Raw genomic sequence first — 18,252 nt, 5'->3', positions numbered from 1 at the left:
ATGCCGTCGACGCTGAGCACCCGCGAGCGCGCGCGCCGCACGACGAGCGGGGGCGGGTCGCGCTCCGCGCCCGTCCCGCTGCTGATCCCGGCGCTCGTCGGGATCCTCTTCCTCGTCGTCCCCCTGCTCGGTCTGCTGATCCGGGCGCCCTGGGGCGACGCGTGGACGATCCTGCACGGGTCGGCCGCGGGTGAGGCCCTGCGCCTGTCGCTGTGGACGTCGACCACCGCCACGGCGATCTCGCTGCTGGTCGGGGTCCCGCTGGCCTGGCTCCTGGCGCGCACCGACTTCCCCGGCCTGCGGCTGGTGCGCGCCCTGGTCACCCTGCCGCTGGTGCTGCCGCCGGTCGTCGGCGGTGTGGCGCTCCTGCTGGCGTTCGGGCGCACCGGGTTCGTCGGGCAGTACCTCGACCAGTGGTTCGGGATCACGCTGCCGTTCACGCCCGCCGCCGTCGTCATCGCCGAGACGTTCGTCGCCATGCCGTTCCTGATCGTCACGGTCGAGGGGGCGTTGCGGTCGTCGAACCAGGGCTTCGAGGAGGCCGCCGCGACGCTCGGCGCGGGTCGGATGACGGTGTTCCGACGAGTCACCCTGCCGCTGATCGCGCCGTCGCTGGCCGCGGGTGCCGTGCTCTGCTGGGCGCGGGCGCTCGGGGAGTTCGGCGCGACGATCACCTTCGCCGGCAGCTTCCCGGGCCGCACGCAGACCATGCCGATCGCCGTCTACTACGCCCTGGAGACCGACCCGGACGCGGCCATCCTGCTCAGCCTGGTGCTGCTGCTGGTCTCGGTCGTCGTGCTCGTCGCCCTGCGCGACCGGTGGCTCCGGGGCGGGGTCGCGTCATGAGCCTCGTCGCCGCCGCCCAGGTGACCCGCGGGCCGTTCACGCTCGACGTCGACGTCGTGGTCCCGCCCGGTGAGGTCGTCGCGGTCCTCGGTCCGAACGGCGCGGGCAAGTCGACGCTGCTCAGCGCGGTCGCCGGGCTCACGCCGGTCTCGTCGGGCCGGATCGAGCTCGACGGCGAGGTGCTCGACGACGCGAGCACGGGCGCGTTCCGCGAGGCCTCCGAGCGTCCCGTCGGATTCGTCTTCCAGAGCTACCGGCTCTTCCCGCACCTCAGCGTGCGGGACAACGTCGCGTTCGCGCCGCGGGCCCAGGGGCTCGGAAAGGCACAGGCGCGAGCGGCCGCCGACCACTGGCTGGCGCGCCTCGGCCTGGCCGAGCTGTCCGACCGTCGGCCCGGCGACCTGTCCGGAGGGCAGGCGCAACGCGTCGCGCTGGCCCGCGCGCTGGCCGGCGACCCCGGCGTGCTCCTGCTCGACGAACCGCTGTCGGCCCTCGACGCACGCACGCGGCTCGACGTGCAGACCGAGCTCAAGCGCCACCTGTCGGGCTTCGCCGGTCCGTGCCTCGTCGTCACCCACGACCCGCTCGAGGCGCTCCTGCTGGCCGACCGGCTGCTGGTCCTCGAGCAGGGGCGCGTCGTGCAGGAGGGCAGCCCGGCCGACGTCGCCCGGCGCCCGGCCACCGAGTACGTCGCGAAGCTCGTCGGGCTCAACCTCTACGCCGGCACCGCGGACGGTGCACGCGTGACTCTGGACACGGGCGGGGCGTTCGTCGTCCCCGACCACGCCGAGCGCGGTGAGGTCCTCGTCGCGCTGCGCCCGTCCGCGGTGATCGTCAGCCCGCACCGGCCCGACGCGTCGAGCGTCCGCAACACCTGGCCGGCGACGATCGTCGGCCTGACGATGCTCACCGACCGCGTCCGGCTCGACCTCGCCGGATCACCCTCCGCGCTGGTCGACGTGACCCCGGCGGCCGTCGCCGAGCTCGGGCTGGGCCTGGGCGACGAGGTGTGGCTGTCGGCCAAGGCCACCGAGCTCGAGGTGTACGGGAGGTCCTGACCGCCGCCGCACCCGGGCGCTACGTTCGGTCCATGAGGGCGATGATCGTCAAGGAGTTCCGCGAGCTCGTCCGCGACCACCGCACGCTCGCGATGATCGTGGTCCTGCCGCTGCTGCTGCTGGTGATCTTCGGGTACGCGGCCAACTTCTACGTCTCGACCGTGAAGGCCGCCGTCGTCGGGCCGCAGGCCGAGCAGGTGGCCGCGCAGCTGCCCGAGTTCTTCGACGTGACGGTCCTCGAACCCTCGGACACGCAGGCCGACGCCGAGCAGCTGCTGCAGGACAACAAGGTCGACGTCGCGTTCGTGACCGGCCAGACGCCCGTCCTCGCGCTCGTCGACGGGTCCAACCTCTTCGCGGCGCAGTCGATCGTCGGGACGCTGAACGCGGCGGGCGACGCGGTGCAGACCGAGGTCCTCTACAACCCGGACCTGACCACGTCGTGGGTGATGATCCCCGCGATCATCGGCCTGATCCTCACGTTCATCGGCACCCTCGTCACCAGCATCGGGCTGGTCCGCGAGCGGGAGGCCGGCACGCTGGAGCAGCTCGCGGTCATGCCGATCAAGCCCAGCTCGGTGATCCTCGGCAAGATCGTGCCGTACTTCCTGCTGGCCTCGATCGACATGATCATCGTGACGGTGCTCGGGATGCTGCTGTTCGACGTCCCGTTCAACGGCAGCGTCGCGGTCTTCGCCCTGGGTGCGGCACTGTTCCTGTTCGTCGTGCTCGGGATCGGGGTGTTCATCTCGACGATCTCCAAGACGACCGGGCAGGCCATCCAGACCGCGTTCCTGGTGATGTTCCCGCAGATCCTGCTGTCCGGGATGATCTTCCCGCTCGACGCGATGGCGCCCGGCGTGCGCTGGATCGGGTACCTGCTGCCGCTGACCTACTTCACGATGATCTCGCAGGGCGTGATGCTGCGCGGCGCCTCGTTCCCGTCGCTGTGGCTGGCGTTCGCGGTCCTCGCGGTCATGGCGGTCGTGGTGTTCACCGCGGCCACCCTGCGGTTCCGTCGCGACCTCGCGCCGGGCGGCCGCACGGCGAAGAAGGTGGCCGCGTGACCTACGGGCTGCGGTCCGCCACGGTGCGGTTCGGCGGCACGGTCGCGCTCGACGACGTCACGGTCGAGGTGCCCGCCGGGTCCGTCGTGGCCGTGGTGGGCGGAGACGGCGCGGGCAAGTCGACTCTGCTGCGCGCGCTGGTCCGCGAGCAGCGGCTCGACGACGGCGAGGTCGAGGCGCCCGGCAAGAAGGACATCGGGTTCCTGCCCGCGTCGTCGGGAAGCTGGGCGGGCCTGTCGGTGACGCAGAACCTCGACTTCGTGGCGGGGATCTACGGTCTGGCCGGACCGGGGCTCGAGCAACGCCGGGCGGAGCTGCTGGAGGGTGCCGGCCTGGTCCGGGCGAAGGACCGGCTCGCGTCGCAGCTGTCCGGCGGGATGCGTCGCAAGCTCGGGTTCTGCCTGGCCAGCGTGCACCGGCCCGCGCTGCTGGTGCTCGACGAGCCCAGCACGGGAGTCGACCCGGTGAGCCGCATCGACCTGTGGCGGATGGTGTCGCAGGCGGCCGCCGACGGTGCCGCGGTGATCATGTCGACGACGTACCTCGACGAGGCCGAGCGCGCCGGGCACCTCGTGGTCATGGACTCCGGGCGCGTGCTGGTCCAGGGGTCGTACGAGCACGTGCGCGCCCAGTTCGACGGCACGGTCACGAGCTCGGCCTCCGCGGTCCGCGACGCCTGGTCATGGCGTCGTGGGACCGAGCGGCACGAGTACTGGCCCGAGGGCGGGTCGCCGCCGGCGGGGCAGGTCATCGATCCGGACCTCGAGGACATCGTCATCGCCCTGTCGCTGCTGCGTCGGGTGCCGTCGTGAGCGAGGTGCTGCTGCGCGCGTCGTCGGTGACGCGGAGGTTCGGCGACTTCACGGCCGTCTCCGACGTGTCGATGGCGGTCCGGCCCGGCGAGGTCGTCGGACTGCTCGGCGCGAACGGCGCCGGCAAGACGACCCTCATGCGGATGCTGCTCGGCCTGATCGAGACCAGCGCGGGCAGCGTCGAGATCCTCGGCGGCCCGCCGTCGCGGGAGCGCAGGCGACGGATCGGCTACGTGCCGCAGAACCTCGGTCTGTACCTCGACCTGACGGCTACCGAGAACATGCGCTTCGTCGCCGACGCCTACGGCACCCCCGTGCCGACGCTGCCTCCCGACCTCGCGCGGTACGCCTCGACCCTCGTCGGCGACATGCCCCTGGGCTCGCAGCGCACCCTGTCGTTCGTGGTCGCCCTCTCGCACGCCCCCGAGGTCCTGCTCCTCGACGAGCCGACGTCGGGCGTCGACGCGCTCTCGCGCGCGGCGCTGTGGGACACCATCCGCGAGCAGGCGTCCGACGGCACCGGCGTGCTGGTCACCACCCACTACATGCAGGAGGCGCAGCAGTGCGACCGGCTCCTGCTGATGTCCGACGGGCTGCTGGTCGGGGAGGGCAGCGAGGCGGACATCGTCGGGTCGACGAGCGCCGGTGCGGTCCGCACCGACGACTGGGCCGCGGTGTTCGGTGCGCTGAACGCCGCCGGTGTGCCGGTCACGCTGGACGGCCGCGACGTGCGCGTCGCCGACGTCGACCTGGACGAGGTGCGTCGGATCCTGGCCGCCGCCGCCCTGCCCGCGACCGTCGAGCCGGTGCCCGCGACCATCGAGGAGCGGATGCTGGTCCTCGCCCGCGGCAGGGCCGGCTGAGGGCCGTTCCGGGGCGGGAGACGGAGAAGTCCGCGGGCCTCGGAGGGGGATGTACCGAGGCCCGCGGACGTCAGGGGTGCCGAGTCAGTCCTCGGCGTGGGCGCCCGGGTCGGCAGGCGCCTTGTCCGTCGGCGGGGTCACGTCGGGACGGTGCTCGAGAGCGGTGTCGCTCGCGGACTTCTGCCGAGCCTGCTCGGCGATCTCCTGGCCGTCGACGCCGCCGTCGCGGGCGTCGTCGGCCACCGACTGGCCGAACGAGGCCGCGTCCGGCAGGTCCTTGTCGGACGCCGGCTGTGTGGGCTCGGGCGCCGGGGCGCTCGGCTCCTCGGTCGGGGTCGGCGCTGCGGTCGCGTCGTCGGTCGGGATGGCGGTCGGCGCGTCGGTCGGTGCCGTGGACGGCTCGACGGTCGGCTCGTCGGTCGGCGAGGTCGTCGTCTCGACGACGGCCGGCGTCTGGTGGGACGAGTCGACGGCGTGAGCCACGGCGGGCACGCCGCCGATCACACCGACGGCCACGGCCACGCCGGCAGCCTTGGCGGGCAGGCCGAGTGCGGCCAGCTTCGCCACGACGGCGGCAAGGGTCGTGGTGCTCATGGGGTACCTCCTGAGTCCGGTGCGACCCCGGGACCACCCCGGGTGGGGTGGGGACCGCGCCTCTCAACCACGTCATCGCCGGACCGGCCCGCAGGGGTACGGGTGCGACGAGATTCGCGTCAGCCGCCGTGCGCGGGGGCCTGCGTGGGGCGCACGGCCGGGGCGCCCTGGGCCGGCGTCGCGGCCGGTGCGGGGGTGGCCTTGCGGTCCTGGCCAGGGGCTTCGTCGGAGCGACCCGGGTCCGTGGGCTTCCCGGGCTCCGCCGGTCGGCCCGGGTCCGCCGGCGCGCCGGGGGCCTCGCCGGTCTGCCCAGGAGCGGTGGTCGAGCCCGGGGGGATGACGACGGGACCGCGGCCCGGTGCAGGGTCGACCGCGCAGCTGCCGTCGCACGGCGCCGCAGGCGCAGCCGGGACGGCGGGTGCCCCGTCCTGGGGGTCCGACGGCACGGCGGGCACCTGATGGGGCGTTGCGGGCTCGACCGCGGGGGCCGTTCCGGTCACCGCCTGCCACGTGTCGACGACCGCACCGACGACCGCCTGCGCGGGTTCGCGCACGATGTCCGGAGCGCCGTCGAGCTGCGAGGTGCCGACGACCGCGGCCGCGGCCACGGCGACGCCGAGCGCGATCTTCAGGGCGACCGTCGTTCCCGCCACCGCGCCGGCCCGGCGCAGGGTGTGGCGCCGTGAGCGGTGCGCGCCGAGGTCGACGACGTCGGCGTCGGCGGCGGGCTGCGCGGTCGGGAGGCCGTCGCGCAACAGGGCCGCCAGCGCCGCCGACGGGGTCGGCGCCGGCCCGTCCGCCAGGTCCCGCAGCGTCGCGACGAACGAGGTCAGCTCCGGCTCGCTCGGCACGGACTGCCCCGACAGCAGCTGCTCGTCGGGGATCCTCATGTCCTGGTCATCGTCGAAAAGGCTCACAGGGGTACGCCCTGTCTCTCGATCGCCCGGCGGACGGAGGCGAGACCGCGACGCTGCAGGGCCTTGACGGCCCCCACCTGCTTGTCCATCACGGCGGCGACCTGCTCGACGGTGAGGTCGGCGACGATGCGCAGCGTGAGCACCTCGCGCTGGTCGTCGGTCAGCGTGCCCAGGACCGCGAGCACGCGCTCCCGCGAGAGGGTCTCGAGCGCGCCGTCCTCCGCGCTCGGCACCGTCCCGCCGTCCTCGTCGTCGGCGAGCGGTGCGACCGCGACGGTCCGCGCCCGCCGGCGCCACGCGTCGACCGATCGGCGGTGCGCGATCGTGAACACCCAGGAGCGGAAGTCGTCCTGGTCTCCGCGGAAACGGTCGAGCCCGGTGAAGACGGACAGGAAGACCTCGCTGGTCAGGTCGTCGGGGTCGTCGGCGCCCCGGGAGCGCAGGAACGCGGCCACCGGGCGGGACAGGTCGGTCCAGATGGTCGCGAACGCGTCACCCGAGCCCTTCCGGGCGCGGGCGAGGACGTCGTCGAACCCCTCGATCACGGCGTGCGCGCACGTGCCGACGAGCGTTCCACGCGCGCACCTCCGTCCGGTTCGGGACCGCCGTTGCCGGCCGACGGTCGGCCGTCACGTTACGAACATGCCTCGAGCCGGGGCAAGCCGCCTGCGTGCGGGCGTCGACGGTGTGCGACTCTGGACGGACGCAGTGACCGCGGCGAGGAGGCCGACGATGTGCCGCTGGATCGCCTACACGGGTTCGCCCGTGAGGCTCGACGAGCTGCTCTACAAGCCCGCCAACTCGCTGGTCATGCAGAGCCTGCACAGCCGGCTGGGCGCGGAGCCGACCAACGGCGACGGGTTCGGCGTGGGCTGGTACGACGAGCACTCGTCGACACCCGGGTTGTTCCGCAGCATCGAGCCCGCGTGGAGCGACCGGAACCTGCGCGAGCTGGCGCAGCACGTGCGGTCGGGCACGGTCCTGGCGCACGTGCGGGCGACCAGCGGGTCGGCCGTGCAGCTGACCAACTGCCACCCGTTCCGGCACGAGCGCTGGCTGTTCATGCACAACGGCCTCGTCTCGCGGTTCGGGGAGCTCAAGCGGGACCTGCAGCTGGAGATCGACCCCGAGCTCTTCCCGACGATCGAGGGCACCACCGACTCCGAGACGCTCTTCCACCTCGCGCTGACGTTCGGGCTGACCGACGATCCGCCCAAGGCGATCGCCGCGACGATCGGGCTCGTCGAGGACGTCGCGCGCCGCCGCGGCGTCGAGTACCCGTTCCAGGGCACGATCGCGACGACCGACGGCGAGCGGCTCTGGGCGGTCCGGTACTCGTCCGAGGGGCGGTCGCGGTCGCTGTTCCACAACCAGGACGTCGCCGTCCTGCGCCACCAGTACCCGGACAACCCGGTGCTGCACGACCTGTCGGAGGACACGCGCATCGTGGTGTCCGAACCGCTGGGGGACCTGCGCGGCGCGTGGCTCGAGGTGCCGGAGGCCACCTGCCTGGTCATCGGCGGAGGCACGCAGGAGACCCGGCCGTTCGTCCCGTCGGCGCCGTAGGTCCTGCAGGGGAACGTTCAGCGGCCTGCATGCCCCGGCGGGCAGGTTTCTCGTGCAGGGGACGACCGGTCGGGTCGCCCCGCGACGAGAGCGAGTCGACATGGAGACCATCACCACCCTGCCGTCGGTACGCGGCGACGCCGTCCTGCTGGCGGTGACCGACCGCGGCACCTGGCGCGGCTACGAGAGCGAGTGGCTGCTCCCTGCCGCCGGCCTCTGCGCGGACGCCTGCCTGCTCGGCGTCATCGACATGGTCGGGACCAAGACGTTCGGGATCGACCGACGACGGGTCGTGGCCGGACCGGCCGCGCTCGCGGACGACCTGCCGGCGATGCTCGCCCGCCTGGGGCGGCGGTGCGCGCAGGTGGCGCCGGAGAAGCCGTGGGGATGGGTCCGGCACGCGGCGACGTTCGCCCCCGACGGCGTCCTGGACGAGCTCGGCCCGGTCGGCGAGCGGTTCGAGGGTCGCTGGCACCCGTTCGGTCGCACGCCGGCGCTCGTCAACGTCGCCGAGGCGGCACGGTCCGCCGCGCTCGGCCGCGTGGAGCGCGCCTGCTCGGGCATCGGTGAGCCCAGCGCGCAGGCCGTGATCACCGCGTTGCTGCTGCAGTCGACCGAGGTGCTCCACCACGTGGTGCCGGGGGCGCGTGACCGCGCGACCGTGCGTCGGCTGGCGGACGCGCGCGAGCGTCTACCGCTGTCGGCCCGGCACTTCGTGGACGTCGTCGCGGCCCGCAAGGCGGCCCAGGACCGCATCGGCGGCTACTGAACGCCCGTCCTTGACCCGCGTTCTTCGCGTGCGCGAGGCTGCGGCCATGAGCGGGCCCGGTGGTTGACCTCGTCCCCGCCGGCGTGCGGATCCTGGGTCCGGTCTCCGCGACGGTCGGGGGCCACGAGGTGTCGCTCGGCTCGCCCAAGCAGCGGGCCGTCTTCGCGGCACTCGCCATGTCGTCGGGCCAGGTCGTCTCGACGGACCGGCTGGTCGACGAGCTGTGGGGCGACGACGCTCCCGAGTCCGCCCTGTCCACGCTCCAGGTGTACGTCTCGCGGCTCCGCAAGAGCCTCGTCGACGACGTCCCGGGGTCCGACGGGGCGCGTCCCCAGATCGTGCGGCGCGCGCCGGGCTACGTCCTCGAGGTGCCCGACGACGCTGTGGACGCCCGGCGCTTCGCCCGGCTGCTCGCGGATGCGCGCGCCGGTCTGGCGGACGACCCCGGTGCCGCGCTGCGCAGTCTGGACGCGGCGTTGGCGCTCGTCTCCGGGCCGCCTCTGGCCGATGTCGTCGACTCGCTCGGCGACGCCGCCGCGGCCGAGGCCTCGCGTCTCGAGGAGCTCGTGCTCCTGGCCCAGGAGGCGCGCCTGACCGCGCTGCTCAGCCTGGGCGACGCGTCCGCGGTCGTCGGCGCCGCGGGCGCCCTCGTCGAGCAGCACCCGTTCCGGGAGAGCCTGCACGCGCTGCTGGTCCTGGCCCTCTACCGGGACGAGAGGCAGGCCGAGGCGCTCGCGGCCTACGACCAGGTGCGCCGGCGTCTCGATGACGAGCTCGGCGTCGAGCCGGGCAGGTCGCTGCGCCGGCTGCACGCGCAGGTGCTCGACCAGGACCCGGCCCTCGACCTGCCACGATCGGGTCCGCGACCGGCTCCTCGCGGCGACCTCGAGGGCGGCCGCCACCACAACCTGACCGGGTCCGTTACGCCGTTGATCGGCCGCGCCGGCGAGCTACGGATCCTCGCGGAGCGCCTCGACGCCCAGCGCCTGGTCACGATCGTCGGGACCGGCGGGATGGGCAAGACCCGGCTCGCCCTCGAGGCGGCCCGCGCGCGCCGCGATGCCGACGGGCCGTGGTTCGTCGACCTCGCCGGTCTCGCCGACGGCTCCCTGCTCGTGGAGGCGGTGGCGACCGCGCTGGCGATCGGCGGTGCGCAGGACGCCGCCGCGCTGGCGACCACCCTGCGCGAGCGCCAGGTCGTCCTCGTCCTGGACAACTGCGAGCAGATCGCCGACGACGTCGCGCAGCTGGCGACAACCCTCCTCGAGACGTGCCCGGGCGTGCGGGTCCTCGCGACCAGCCGGCAGACCCTCGGTGCTCCGGGTGAGCTCGTGCTCGACCTGCGGCCGCTGCCGAGCGGCGAGGCGGAGCAGCTGTTCCTCGAGCGTGCGTCCGTCCTCCTGCCGGGGTGGCACCCCGACGCGTCCGAGCGGGAGGCGCTGGCGCGGCTGTGCCGGGGACTCGACGACCTGCCCCTGGCCATCGAGCTGGCCGCGGCCCAGTGCCGGGCCCTGTCGGTCGCCCAGCTGGCCGACCAGCTGGGCGACCGGTTCGCACTCCTCAGCGGCGGGCGTCGCGGCAACCAACGGCACGCCAGCATGACGGCGGCCATCGCCTGGTCGTACGACACCCTCTCCGCGGACGAGCGTGCGATGTTCGAGGTGTTCAGCGTGTTCGAGGGGTCCTTCGACCTGGAGGGGGCCACGGCGATCGCCGGCGGGCGCAGCGTGCTCGCGACGCTCCTGTCGTTGGTCGACAAGTCGCTGGTCTCGGTCCTGGAGGGCACGCCGAGGCGCTACCGGATCCTGGAGACGCTTCGGCAGTACGCGGCACTTCAGCGTTCCGACGAGACGACGCAGCGGGTCCGCCAGGCGGTGGTCGAATGGGCCGCGGCAGTGGCGGAGCGGGCGGACGTCGAGCTGCGCGGCCCGGCGAGCCGCGAGTGGATGCACCGGCTGGACCAGGACAAGGACACGATCCGGGCGGCGCTCGCCTGGCCGGTCGGCGACCCGGAGGTCCACCTGAGGATCGCGGTGGGCATGGTCTGGTTCTGGTACCGGCGGGGGCACATCGTCGAGGGCCTGCGTGCGCTCGAGCCGCTGTCGGCCGCCCAGGACCCGGCACTGTTGCTGCGCGGGTCGGTCGGCCGGGTGCTCCTCAGCTATCTGGCAGGGGACTACGCGACGCTCGTGCACGAGCTCGGGACCGCCTCGGGTCTCGCCGCCGAGTCGCAGGACGAGGCCGCCACGAGCTACGCGCTCTCGACCGTCGCCTTCTTCGAGGCCAACCTCGGCCAGATCGACCAGGCGCTGCGGGACTCCGGCGTGGCCCTGGAGCTCGCCCGCAGCATCGACTCGCCGCAACGGGCCGCCGACGCGCTGCTGGCGATGAGCACGGGCTATCTGCGCGCGGGCGACCTCGTCGAGTCCCGACGACACTCCGCGGCGGCCGTGACCGAGGCGGACGCCTGCGGATACGCGTGGTGCGCGGTCGCGTCCCTGTGGATCGGGTCGAAGGCGCGCATCACGGACGGCGACTTCTCGGACGAGACCCAGGCCGGGCTGGCGCGCGTCATCGGCGACTCCCTGGCCGACCGCGACGTCACGTCCTGGTTGGTCGGCGTGGTGAGCGCCGCCTACGTCCTGCTCCGGCGCGGGCAGAGCGGTCACGCCGCCGAGCTGGCGGGCATCGCCCACCGGCAGGGCCAGCTCGTGGGCTTCGCCCCCGAGCGGATGGACCCGGTCGAGACCCTCGCGTACCTGGGGGAGATCACCGGGCGGATCACCGCCGAGGACCTGACCGCGCGGTACGACGAGGGCCACGCCCTGGACACCGACGAGGCGTTCGCCCGGGTCGCCGTGCTGGTGCACGGCTGACCCGGGCAACCTCCCGCACGATCAGCCGACCGGCTGGGCGCGTCCGAGGATCCGTGTGGCGAGGAGCACCGGAGTGCCGAACACCACGGCGATGAACGCGCACTCGACCAGGCCGCCGTTGGAGCCGAAGGCGCCGGAGACGAACCAGAGCAGGAGCACGAGCGAGGCGGTCGCGGCGAACCGGGTACGGCGTCCGAGACCGGGCTGGCCCGAACGCCGCACACCGGAGGCCAGCAGGAACGTGCCGACGATGAGGACCAGGAACAGGACCAGGGACACCAGGTTGTGGACGACGTGGTGGCTCGAGACCAGGCCGGCCTCCTCCTGCGCCAGGCACGCCTGCTGCAGGTTCGAGCAGTCCTGCCGGGCGAAGCCCGCTACGAGCGTGAGCACGCCGGCCACGACGACCAGGGCGGAGCCTGCCTTGCCCGCCTTGCCCTTGAGCCGGGTGAACAGGTAGCTGCCCGACGCGAGGAGGGTGACCGCCATCGCGACGAACCCGAAGATCATGATGGCTGCGGACTTCGACTCCTCCGACGCGAGTGCGCTGATCGCCTCGCTCCGGGCGCTGTAGCCGGGGTCGAGAAGGCCTGCCAGGGCGATCGCGGCGACGGCCGCGCCGGCGCTGACGACGGCCAGGCGCACGAGCCGCTTGCCCTTGTCGACCTGCTCCGGGGCGACGAGCTCCGGGCTGAGGGTGGTGGTCATGAGAACTCCTTTGAGTGGTGGCGGCCGTGGTGGTCCGCTCGATGTGGACGACTCTGGGTGGAGTCGCTTGCAGACGGCCTGCAGGAACCTGAACGCCGTCAGCGCACGGCGACGACCTGCGACCTCAGAGCCGCGATCTCGACGATCACGTCGTCGATCAGCCGGGGTTCGACCGCCCGTGCCGCGAGGGTGTCGAGCAGGTGCCCGGCGGTGCGGTCGAACACGTCGTCGGTGAGGTGCAGGGGCGCGTGCGCGCTCGTGAGCCGGGCCTCGTCGGCCGGGCGCGTCCGCGGGGCGAGCACCGCGAGCAGGAACTCGGTCATGTGCCGGCGCTGCGCGGCCATGTCGACGTGCGCGAAGTATGGCTGCAGTGCCGGGTCCGCGAGGACGCGGCGGTAGAGGTCGTCGACCGCGAGGTGGACGGCGTCGACGCCGCCGAGGCGTTCGACGAGGCTCGTCGGCGGCCTCATCGGTCGCCTCGCCGGCTGCCCAGCTCGACCACGTACATCGCGCCGAGCAGCAGCACCGCGCCGACCACCGTCCGGGCTGACAGCGCTGCTCCCGTCAGGACGGCCGTCAGTCCAGCCGCGGCGGGCTCCAGCGTGAGGATGACAGCCGCGCGGGTACCGCTCACCCGGGACTGCGACCAGCTCAGCAGGGCCATCGCCAGTGCGGTCGCGACGACCGCGAGGAAGCCGACGCAGGCCCACGCCTCCGCGTCGGGCGGCAGGGCGGGCATCGGCGGGGTGCCCGTGGCCGCGGAGCGGAGCGCCACGACCACCAGGGCGAGGCCCGCGACCGCGACCGTCTGGACCCGTGCGAGCCGCAGCGCATGACCAGGCACCGACCAGCGCGAGAGCAGGACCACGTGGGCGCCCCAGGCCGCGGCGGACGCCATCGTCAGCAGCTCCCCCGGCCCGAGGCCGGCGCCTCGCAGGCTCAGCACCGCGACGCCGGCGGTCGCCAGCGCGACGCCGGCCCAGGTGGCGCGTCCGAGCCGCTCGCGGAAGACCAGCCACGCGGCGAGCGGGGCGATGACGACGAGCAGGCTGGTGAGGAAGCCCGACGTGAGGGCGTCGGTGTAGGTCAACGCCCAGGTCTGCAGCAGGAACCCCGACCCCAGCAGGGCGCCCAGGGCCAGCCCGCGTCGGCGCAGCGCGGGCGGCAGGGGCGGTGCCGACCGGGTGGCGAGGGCGAGGACCAGGGCACCGAGCCCGAACCGCCAGGCCACGAGGTCTGCGGCGGGCAGCGCCGCGGCGGCGTCGTCGGCGACCGTGAAGGTCACGCCCCAGATCACCGCGACCAGGGCGAGTGCCGCGGGCGGCAGCCACGTTCGGGACGGACCCGGTTCGAGCAGGGTGGCGCCACGGGTCGGGGCGCTCGTCGAGAGCAGCGTGGTCATCGGTTCGTCCTTCGATCGGTTGCCCGGATCGTCACGGGACCGACCTGCAGAAAACCTGCAGCCCGCTTCAGCCCTCCCGGCTGCAAGCTCCTCGCAACCGTCCTGCAGGCGTGACCGGGTTGCCTGGGCTCAGCACCGGGACGCGGTGCGTTCCCCACCGTTGACGAGGTCGTGCCATGTCTGCTCGGCAGTTCCATCCCTCCCACGACGACCGCCTGTGGTCGGACCGTCTCGGCTCCACCCGCGGCGTGCACGAGGTGCACCTCGGTCGGCTCGCCGCCGACCGTGACGCGCTGCGCCAGGCGCGTGTCGCACGCTCCCGGTCGAAGGCCCGCGCCAGGGCACGTTCTCGGGGGACGTCGTGAGCGTCGACATCCCGGCTCTGCTGGAGCTGTGGACGAGGCCGCTCCCGACCGGCTCCGACGCCGCCGAGGCGTTCCGCGGGCTCTACGCCGACCCGGTCCGCGTGAACGGCACGCTCCTGAGCGCCGAGGACCTGGTGCGCAGCGCGCGCACCCTGCAGCAGGCGTTCGCGGACGTGAGCCGCGACATCCTGGACGTGTGCGACGCCGGCTCGAAGGTCGCCGTGGCCTTCCGCCTCGAGGGCCGGCACGTCGGACCGCTGACCACCTCGGCCGGCGTGCTCGCCCCCACCGGCGAGAGGCTGTCGCTCCGGGTGATCGACGTGCTCACGGTCGTCGACGGCAGGATCGCGGCCGTCACCATGGTCGCCGACGAGCTCGGCGCGCTGGCGGCCGTGCACGCCGCGGTCCTCGTCGCCCCGGCGACCTAGGCTCGGGCCGTGCCCGTCGAGCTCGTCGAGATCACAGCCGCCAACGAGGCGGAGGTGTGCGCGGTGCGGGTGTCCGCAGCCCAGGAGCAGTTCGTCGGGACCGTCCGCGGCGCGTTGTCCGACGCCGCCGCCTACCCACAGGCGCGGCCGTGGTACCGGGCCGTCTACGTGTCCGGGCGGCCCGTGGGCTTCGTGATGCTCAGCTGGGACGTCGTGCCGGAGCCTCCGAACATCGTCGGCCCGTGGTTCCTGTGGAAGCTGCTCGTCGACGAGGCCGAGCAGGGCCGGGGCTATGGCGCGCAGATCGTCGCTCGCGTCGCCGACCTCGTCCGGGCCGAGGGGGCGACCGAGCTGCTGACGAGCTACGTCGAGGGCGTCGGCGGGCCGGCCGGGTTCTACGCGCGGCTCGGCTTCGTACCGACCGGGGAACAGGACGGCAACGGCGAGGTCATCGTGCGGTTGCGGTTGCGCTGACCCGCTCAGACCTGGGCGGCAGGGCCGTCCGTCGGCTCCAGCAGGACGACCGGGATGACCCGCGACGTCCGCTCCTGGTACTGCGCGTAGCGCGGCATCTCGGCGACGACGCGCGGCCAGAGGCGGTCGCGCTCGTCCGGCGTCGCCACCCGGGCCTGCATGGGACCGGCCGGGCCGCCGGCGACCGCGACCCGCACCTGCGGGTGGTCGCGCAGGTTGAGGAACCACGCGGGGTCGAGGTCGTCGCCGCCCCGCGACGCGACGATCACCAGGCTCTCCCCGAGCTGGACCGGCGACGTCAGCATCGACGTACGCGCCCGCCCCGAGCGGCGTCCGACCGTGACGAGCTCGAGCGACGGATGCCCGAGCAGGGTGCCTCCGAGCCGGCCGCGACTCACGGTCAGGATCGCGCGGTGCACCCCGCTCAGCGTCCTCATCACGAACGTGCTCGTCATGCCCTGGTCCTCGGGAGCCGGCTCATGGCTCGATGAAAGCACGCGAGCTCGTCGGGTACGGCCCCGCGGGGACGACGGGCGTGAGACCGTGCGTACGTCGGACCTTCGACATTCGAACCGTCAGGGAGGCACCCGATGAAGGTCTTCGCGTCGTACAACATCAAGGGCGGGGTCGGGAAGACGTCGACCGCCGTGAACCTCGCGCACCTGTCCGCGCGCGAGGGCCGGCGAACCCTGCTGTGGGACCTCGACCCGCAGGCCGCGGCGACGTACATGTTTCGCGTCAAGCCGCGGGTCAAGGGCGGCGGCCACGCCCTGGTGACCGGCAAGCGCCCGATCGAGGACGCGATCAGGTCGACCGACTTCGGCGACCTGGACCTCCTGCCGGCCGACTTCAGCTACCGCAACATGGACCTCGAGCTCGACGACGCCAAGAAGCGCACGCGGCGGCTCCGCCAGCTGATCGGCACCGTGCCCGACGTCTACGACATGGTGTTCCTCGACTGCCCGCCGAGCATCTCGCTGATGTCCGAGAACATCCTGAACGCCGCCGACACCCTGCTCGTGCCGCTCATCCCCGCGACGCTCTCGCTGCGCACCTTCGACCAGCTGAGCACGTTCGTCGCCGACTCGGACAAGCCGAGACCCGAGCTCGTCGCGTTCTTCTCGATGGTCGACCGCCGCAAGCGGCTGCACCGCGACGTCATCGAGTCGATCCCGCGCGACGGCACGCGCGTCGCGAGCACCGAGATCCCCGCGCTCTCGATCATCGAGCAGATGGCCGAGCAGCGCGCCCCCGTGACCGCGTTCGCCCCGGCGAGCCGCGCCGCGCGATGCTACGAGCAGCTCTGGGCAGAGGTCCGCCCGGCGGCCAAGGCCTCGCGCCAGAAGTGACCGCCGGGCGGGCGCGGACCCTCTACCCGTAGAGGCGGATGTCGGCGAGGCGACCGAGCTCGTGGTCCGCGGATCCATGGGTCCGGCGCCTCCCGACGCGTGAGCGTGCGCGCGTCGGGACGCGTGATCCCCCGGCGCGGCGTCATGATCGGCACATGGAGGACGAGGCGCCGGCGAGCACTGGCGTGGACTGGCGCGAGGTCGTCGTGGTCGTGCTGCTCTCCGTGACGACGATCCTGACGGCGTGGGTCGGCTTCCAGTCGAGCAAGTGGGGCGGGGCGATGTCGATCTCGTTCAGCCAGGCGTCGACGGCGCGGATCGAGGCCACACGCTACGAGGGCGTCGCGAACCGCAAGATCAGCGTCCAGGCGACGCTGTTCTCCCAGTGGGCCGCGGCCTACGCGGCGAACGACACGGCGCTCGCGGAGTTCCTGTCGGCACGGTTCCCGGAGCCGCTCGCGACCGCGTTCCCGGTGTGGATCGAGTCCAAGCCCCTGCAGAACCCGGACGCCGCGGCGACGCCCTTCGACCTGCCCGAGTACAAGATCCCCGAGCTCGACCTGGCCAAGGCGTCCGACGCGCGTGCCGACGCGAAGTACCAGCAGGCGCTGACCAACAACCAGCGCGGCGACAACTACACGGTGCTCACGGTGGCGTTCGCCGCGGTCCTGTTCTTCGCCGCCATCTCCGGCCGGATGAAGTCCACGCGCGGCGGTGACGTGCTGCTCGGGCTGGCGCTCGTGCTCTTCGTCGTCGCCTCGTCGTTCCTGGTGGCGTACCCGAAGCTGGTCTAGCTCCCGGCCAGACCGCCGTCGATCGTGTTCGCGTCGCCCTCGAACGGGCGCAGCGTGTCCGGCGCCGGGAAGGGCAGGACGTAGCTGGCCGTCACCACGTCGACGGCCCCGAAGTCGTCCACCTTGACGACGACGCGCTCGGGCGTCACCTCGACGATCCGCACGCGCTCGCGGGAACCGTCGGGCAGGTCGAGCTGCCACAGGTCGGCGATCCAGTGCAGGCCGCGCTCCTCGAGCGCCTCTTCGGCGTCCAGCCAGTCGACCGTCCCGGTCACCGCGCGTCCCAGGGCGTCGTGGGCGACGAACCCGTCACCCTCCGGGCTGATCCACCCGACGATCTCGCGGTCGCTCGGGCGGCGGTGCTCGATCCAGCTCTCCGGCGGCATCGGCCGATCGTCGTCGGAACCCTCTGCCTTGTCCAGGTCGATTCGGCGGTCCGACTTGCGTTCGAGTGCACTCGAAGTCCTAGCGTCGAGGCATGACGCAGAAGACCTGCTTCCTCACCGGCACGTCGCGCGGCTTCGGCCGGGAGTGGGCGGTCGCGGCCCTCGAACGCGGCGACCGGGTCGCGGCGACGGCCCGCGACGCCTCGACCCTCGACGACCTCGTCGCGACGTACGGCGACGCGGTCCTGCCCCTCACGCTGGACGTCACCGACCGTGCCGCCGACTTCGCCGCCGTGCAGCGGGCGCACGAGCACTTCGGTCGGCTCGACGTCGTCGTGAACAACGCCGGCTACGGGCAGTTCGGCTTCATCGAGGAGCTGAGCGAAGCCGAGCTGCGCGAGCAGATGGAGACCAACCTGTTCGGTGCCTTCTGGGTGACCCAGGCCGCCCTGCCGTTCCTGCGGGCGCAGGGCGCCGGGCACATCATCCAGGTCTCGTCGATCGGCGGGATCTCCGCGTTCCCGAACATCGGCGCGTACCACGCGTCGAAGTGGGCGCTCGAGGGGTTCAGCCAGGCGCTCGCCCAGGAGGTCGCGGGCTTCGGCATCCACGTGACGCTCGTCGAGCCGGCAGGCTTCTCGACGGACTGGGGCGGCTCGTCGGCCCGGCACGCGACCCCGCTCGCCGACTACGACGACTACCGGGCGCAGATGCAGGAGGCGCGGGCCAGGCGCATCGGCACCCCGGGCGACCCGACCTCGTCGGCCGCGGCCATCCTGCGGGTGGTGGACGCCGAGCAGCCGCCGCTGCGCGTGTTCTTCGGCGCCTCGCCGCTCGGCACCGCCAAGGCGGACTACGCGTCGCGGATCGCCACGTGGGAGCAGTGGGAGGACGTCGCGAGGCTCGCGCAGGGCTGAGCCGCTCCGCGCACCCGTGCCAGGCGCAGGGGTGGTGTCCAGCGGGATGTCGGAGGGTGCT

Annotated in this window: 21 protein-coding genes; 13 read left to right on the top strand and 8 right to left on the bottom strand. The window is 73.3% G+C overall.

Annotated elements, in window-relative coordinates; genetic code table 11:
* Genes AC1DUE_RS00360 through AC1DUE_RS00340 form a run of 5 tightly spaced genes read left to right on the top strand, consistent with a single transcriptional unit; the run spans position 1 to position 4,646 of the window.
* Positions 1-846 carry an ABC transporter permease gene (locus AC1DUE_RS00360; protein ID WP_477037392.1) on the top strand — a complete coding sequence of 282 codons (846 nt, stop codon included), beginning with the start codon at positions 1-3 and terminating at the stop codon, positions 844-846.
* Positions 843-1,904 (top strand): ABC transporter ATP-binding protein, encoded by a 1,062-nt coding sequence (locus AC1DUE_RS00355; protein ID WP_477037391.1) that lies wholly within the window; start codon positions 843-845, stop codon positions 1,902-1,904. Before AC1DUE_RS00360 ends, AC1DUE_RS00355 begins: the two co-directional genes overlap by 4 nt.
* 32 nt (positions 1,905-1,936) lie before the next feature.
* Complete coding sequence (locus tag AC1DUE_RS00350) at positions 1,937-2,971, top strand: ABC transporter permease (RefSeq protein WP_477037390.1); 1,035 nt, start codon at positions 1,937-1,939, stop codon at positions 2,969-2,971.
* Positions 2,968-3,783, top strand: coding sequence for an ABC transporter ATP-binding protein (locus AC1DUE_RS00345; RefSeq protein ID WP_477037389.1), 816 nt, complete (start codon positions 2,968-2,970; stop codon positions 3,781-3,783). The genes AC1DUE_RS00350 and AC1DUE_RS00345 overlap by 4 nt, the downstream gene beginning before the upstream one ends.
* Positions 3,780-4,646 (top strand): ABC transporter ATP-binding protein, encoded by an 867-nt coding sequence (locus AC1DUE_RS00340; protein WP_477037388.1) that lies wholly within the window; start codon positions 3,780-3,782, stop codon positions 4,644-4,646. The genes AC1DUE_RS00345 and AC1DUE_RS00340 overlap by 4 nt, the downstream gene beginning before the upstream one ends.
* Before the next feature lie 84 nt (positions 4,647-4,730).
* Here the strand turns inward: AC1DUE_RS00340 and AC1DUE_RS00335 are convergent, their stop codons facing one another.
* The 3 genes from AC1DUE_RS00335 to AC1DUE_RS00325 all read right to left on the bottom strand — a co-directional run bounded on the left by AC1DUE_RS00335 (position 4,731) and on the right by AC1DUE_RS00325 (position 6,702).
* A complete protein-coding gene (locus tag AC1DUE_RS00335; protein WP_477037387.1) occupies positions 4,731-5,240 on the bottom strand; it encodes a hypothetical protein in 510 nt (169 codons plus the stop codon).
* 119 nt (positions 5,241-5,359) lie between these two features.
* Complete coding sequence (locus AC1DUE_RS00330) at positions 5,360-6,130, bottom strand: hypothetical protein (RefSeq protein WP_477037386.1); 771 nt, start codon at positions 6,128-6,130, stop codon at positions 5,360-5,362.
* A 23-nt stretch (positions 6,131-6,153) separates the two neighbouring features.
* The gene (locus AC1DUE_RS00325) at positions 6,154-6,702 is read right to left on the bottom strand and encodes an RNA polymerase sigma factor (RefSeq protein WP_477037385.1); all 549 of its coding nucleotides are present in this window, start codon (positions 6,700-6,702) and stop codon (positions 6,154-6,156) included.
* Positions 6,703-6,889: 187 nt separating this feature from the next.
* Here AC1DUE_RS00325 and AC1DUE_RS00320 point away from each other — a divergent pair, with 187 nt between their 5' ends.
* The 3 genes from AC1DUE_RS00320 (at position 6,890) to AC1DUE_RS00310 (ending at position 11,368) form a co-directional block, all read left to right on the top strand.
* The gene (locus AC1DUE_RS00320; RefSeq protein ID WP_477037384.1) at positions 6,890-7,723 is read left to right on the top strand and encodes a class II glutamine amidotransferase; all 834 of its coding nucleotides are present in this window, start codon (positions 6,890-6,892) and stop codon (positions 7,721-7,723) included.
* A gap of 100 nt (positions 7,724-7,823) precedes the next feature.
* Positions 7,824-8,492, top strand: coding sequence for a hypothetical protein (locus tag AC1DUE_RS00315; protein ID WP_477037383.1), 669 nt, complete (start codon positions 7,824-7,826; stop codon positions 8,490-8,492).
* A 59-nt stretch (positions 8,493-8,551) separates the two neighbouring features.
* Positions 8,552-11,368 carry an AfsR/SARP family transcriptional regulator gene (locus AC1DUE_RS00310; protein WP_477037382.1) on the top strand — a complete coding sequence of 939 codons (2,817 nt, stop codon included), beginning with the start codon at positions 8,552-8,554 and terminating at the stop codon, positions 11,366-11,368.
* 21 nt (positions 11,369-11,389) lie between these two features.
* Here the strand turns inward: AC1DUE_RS00310 and AC1DUE_RS00305 are convergent, their stop codons facing one another.
* The 3 genes from AC1DUE_RS00305 to AC1DUE_RS00295 all read right to left on the bottom strand — a co-directional run bounded on the left by AC1DUE_RS00305 (position 11,390) and on the right by AC1DUE_RS00295 (position 13,478).
* The gene (locus AC1DUE_RS00305; RefSeq protein WP_477037381.1) at positions 11,390-12,076 is read right to left on the bottom strand and encodes a DUF998 domain-containing protein; all 687 of its coding nucleotides are present in this window, start codon (positions 12,074-12,076) and stop codon (positions 11,390-11,392) included.
* A 98-nt stretch (positions 12,077-12,174) separates the two neighbouring features.
* Complete coding sequence (locus AC1DUE_RS00300; RefSeq protein WP_477037380.1) at positions 12,175-12,546, bottom strand: group I truncated hemoglobin; 372 nt, start codon at positions 12,544-12,546, stop codon at positions 12,175-12,177.
* Positions 12,543-13,478, bottom strand: a complete 936-nt coding sequence (locus AC1DUE_RS00295) for a DMT family transporter (RefSeq protein WP_477037379.1) — start codon at positions 13,476-13,478, stop codon at positions 12,543-12,545. Before AC1DUE_RS00295 ends, AC1DUE_RS00300 begins: the two co-directional genes overlap by 4 nt.
* 361 nt (positions 13,479-13,839) lie before the next feature.
* Between AC1DUE_RS00295 and AC1DUE_RS00290 the strand changes: the two genes are divergently transcribed.
* Positions 13,840-14,271 (top strand): ester cyclase, encoded by a 432-nt coding sequence (locus AC1DUE_RS00290; RefSeq protein WP_477037378.1) that lies wholly within the window; start codon positions 13,840-13,842, stop codon positions 14,269-14,271.
* A 9-nt stretch (positions 14,272-14,280) separates the two neighbouring features.
* A complete protein-coding gene (locus AC1DUE_RS00285; RefSeq protein ID WP_477037377.1) occupies positions 14,281-14,745 on the top strand; it encodes a GNAT family N-acetyltransferase in 465 nt (154 codons plus the stop codon).
* Between the two features lie 5 nt (positions 14,746-14,750).
* On the opposite strand, the gene AC1DUE_RS00280 is transcribed toward AC1DUE_RS00285, so the two are convergent.
* Positions 14,751-15,200 (bottom strand): nitroreductase/quinone reductase family protein, encoded by a 450-nt coding sequence (locus AC1DUE_RS00280; protein WP_477037376.1) that lies wholly within the window; start codon positions 15,198-15,200, stop codon positions 14,751-14,753.
* Between the two features lie 135 nt (positions 15,201-15,335).
* Between AC1DUE_RS00280 and AC1DUE_RS00275 the strand changes: the two genes are divergently transcribed.
* Entirely contained in the window at positions 15,336-16,094 is a 759-nt protein-coding gene (locus tag AC1DUE_RS00275; protein ID WP_477037375.1) for a ParA family protein, read from the top strand.
* A 155-nt stretch (positions 16,095-16,249) separates the two neighbouring features.
* Positions 16,250-16,888, top strand: coding sequence for a hypothetical protein (locus AC1DUE_RS00270; protein WP_477037374.1), 639 nt, complete (start codon positions 16,250-16,252; stop codon positions 16,886-16,888).
* On the opposite strand, the gene AC1DUE_RS00265 is transcribed toward AC1DUE_RS00270, so the two are convergent.
* Positions 16,885-17,274, bottom strand: a complete 390-nt coding sequence (locus AC1DUE_RS00265; RefSeq protein WP_477037373.1) for a hypothetical protein — start codon at positions 17,272-17,274, stop codon at positions 16,885-16,887. The genes AC1DUE_RS00270 and AC1DUE_RS00265 overlap by 4 nt on opposite strands.
* 92 nt (positions 17,275-17,366) lie before the next feature.
* On the opposite strand from AC1DUE_RS00265, the gene AC1DUE_RS00260 reads away from it, so the two are divergent.
* Entirely contained in the window at positions 17,367-18,191 is an 825-nt protein-coding gene (locus AC1DUE_RS00260; RefSeq protein ID WP_477037372.1) for an SDR family oxidoreductase, read from the top strand.
* The last annotated feature ends 61 nt before the right edge of the window (positions 18,192-18,252 follow it).

It is taken from the genome of Cellulomonas sp. P4_A2 (assembly GCF_056402515.1).
This window is presented reverse-complemented; position numbering and strand designations above follow the sequence as displayed.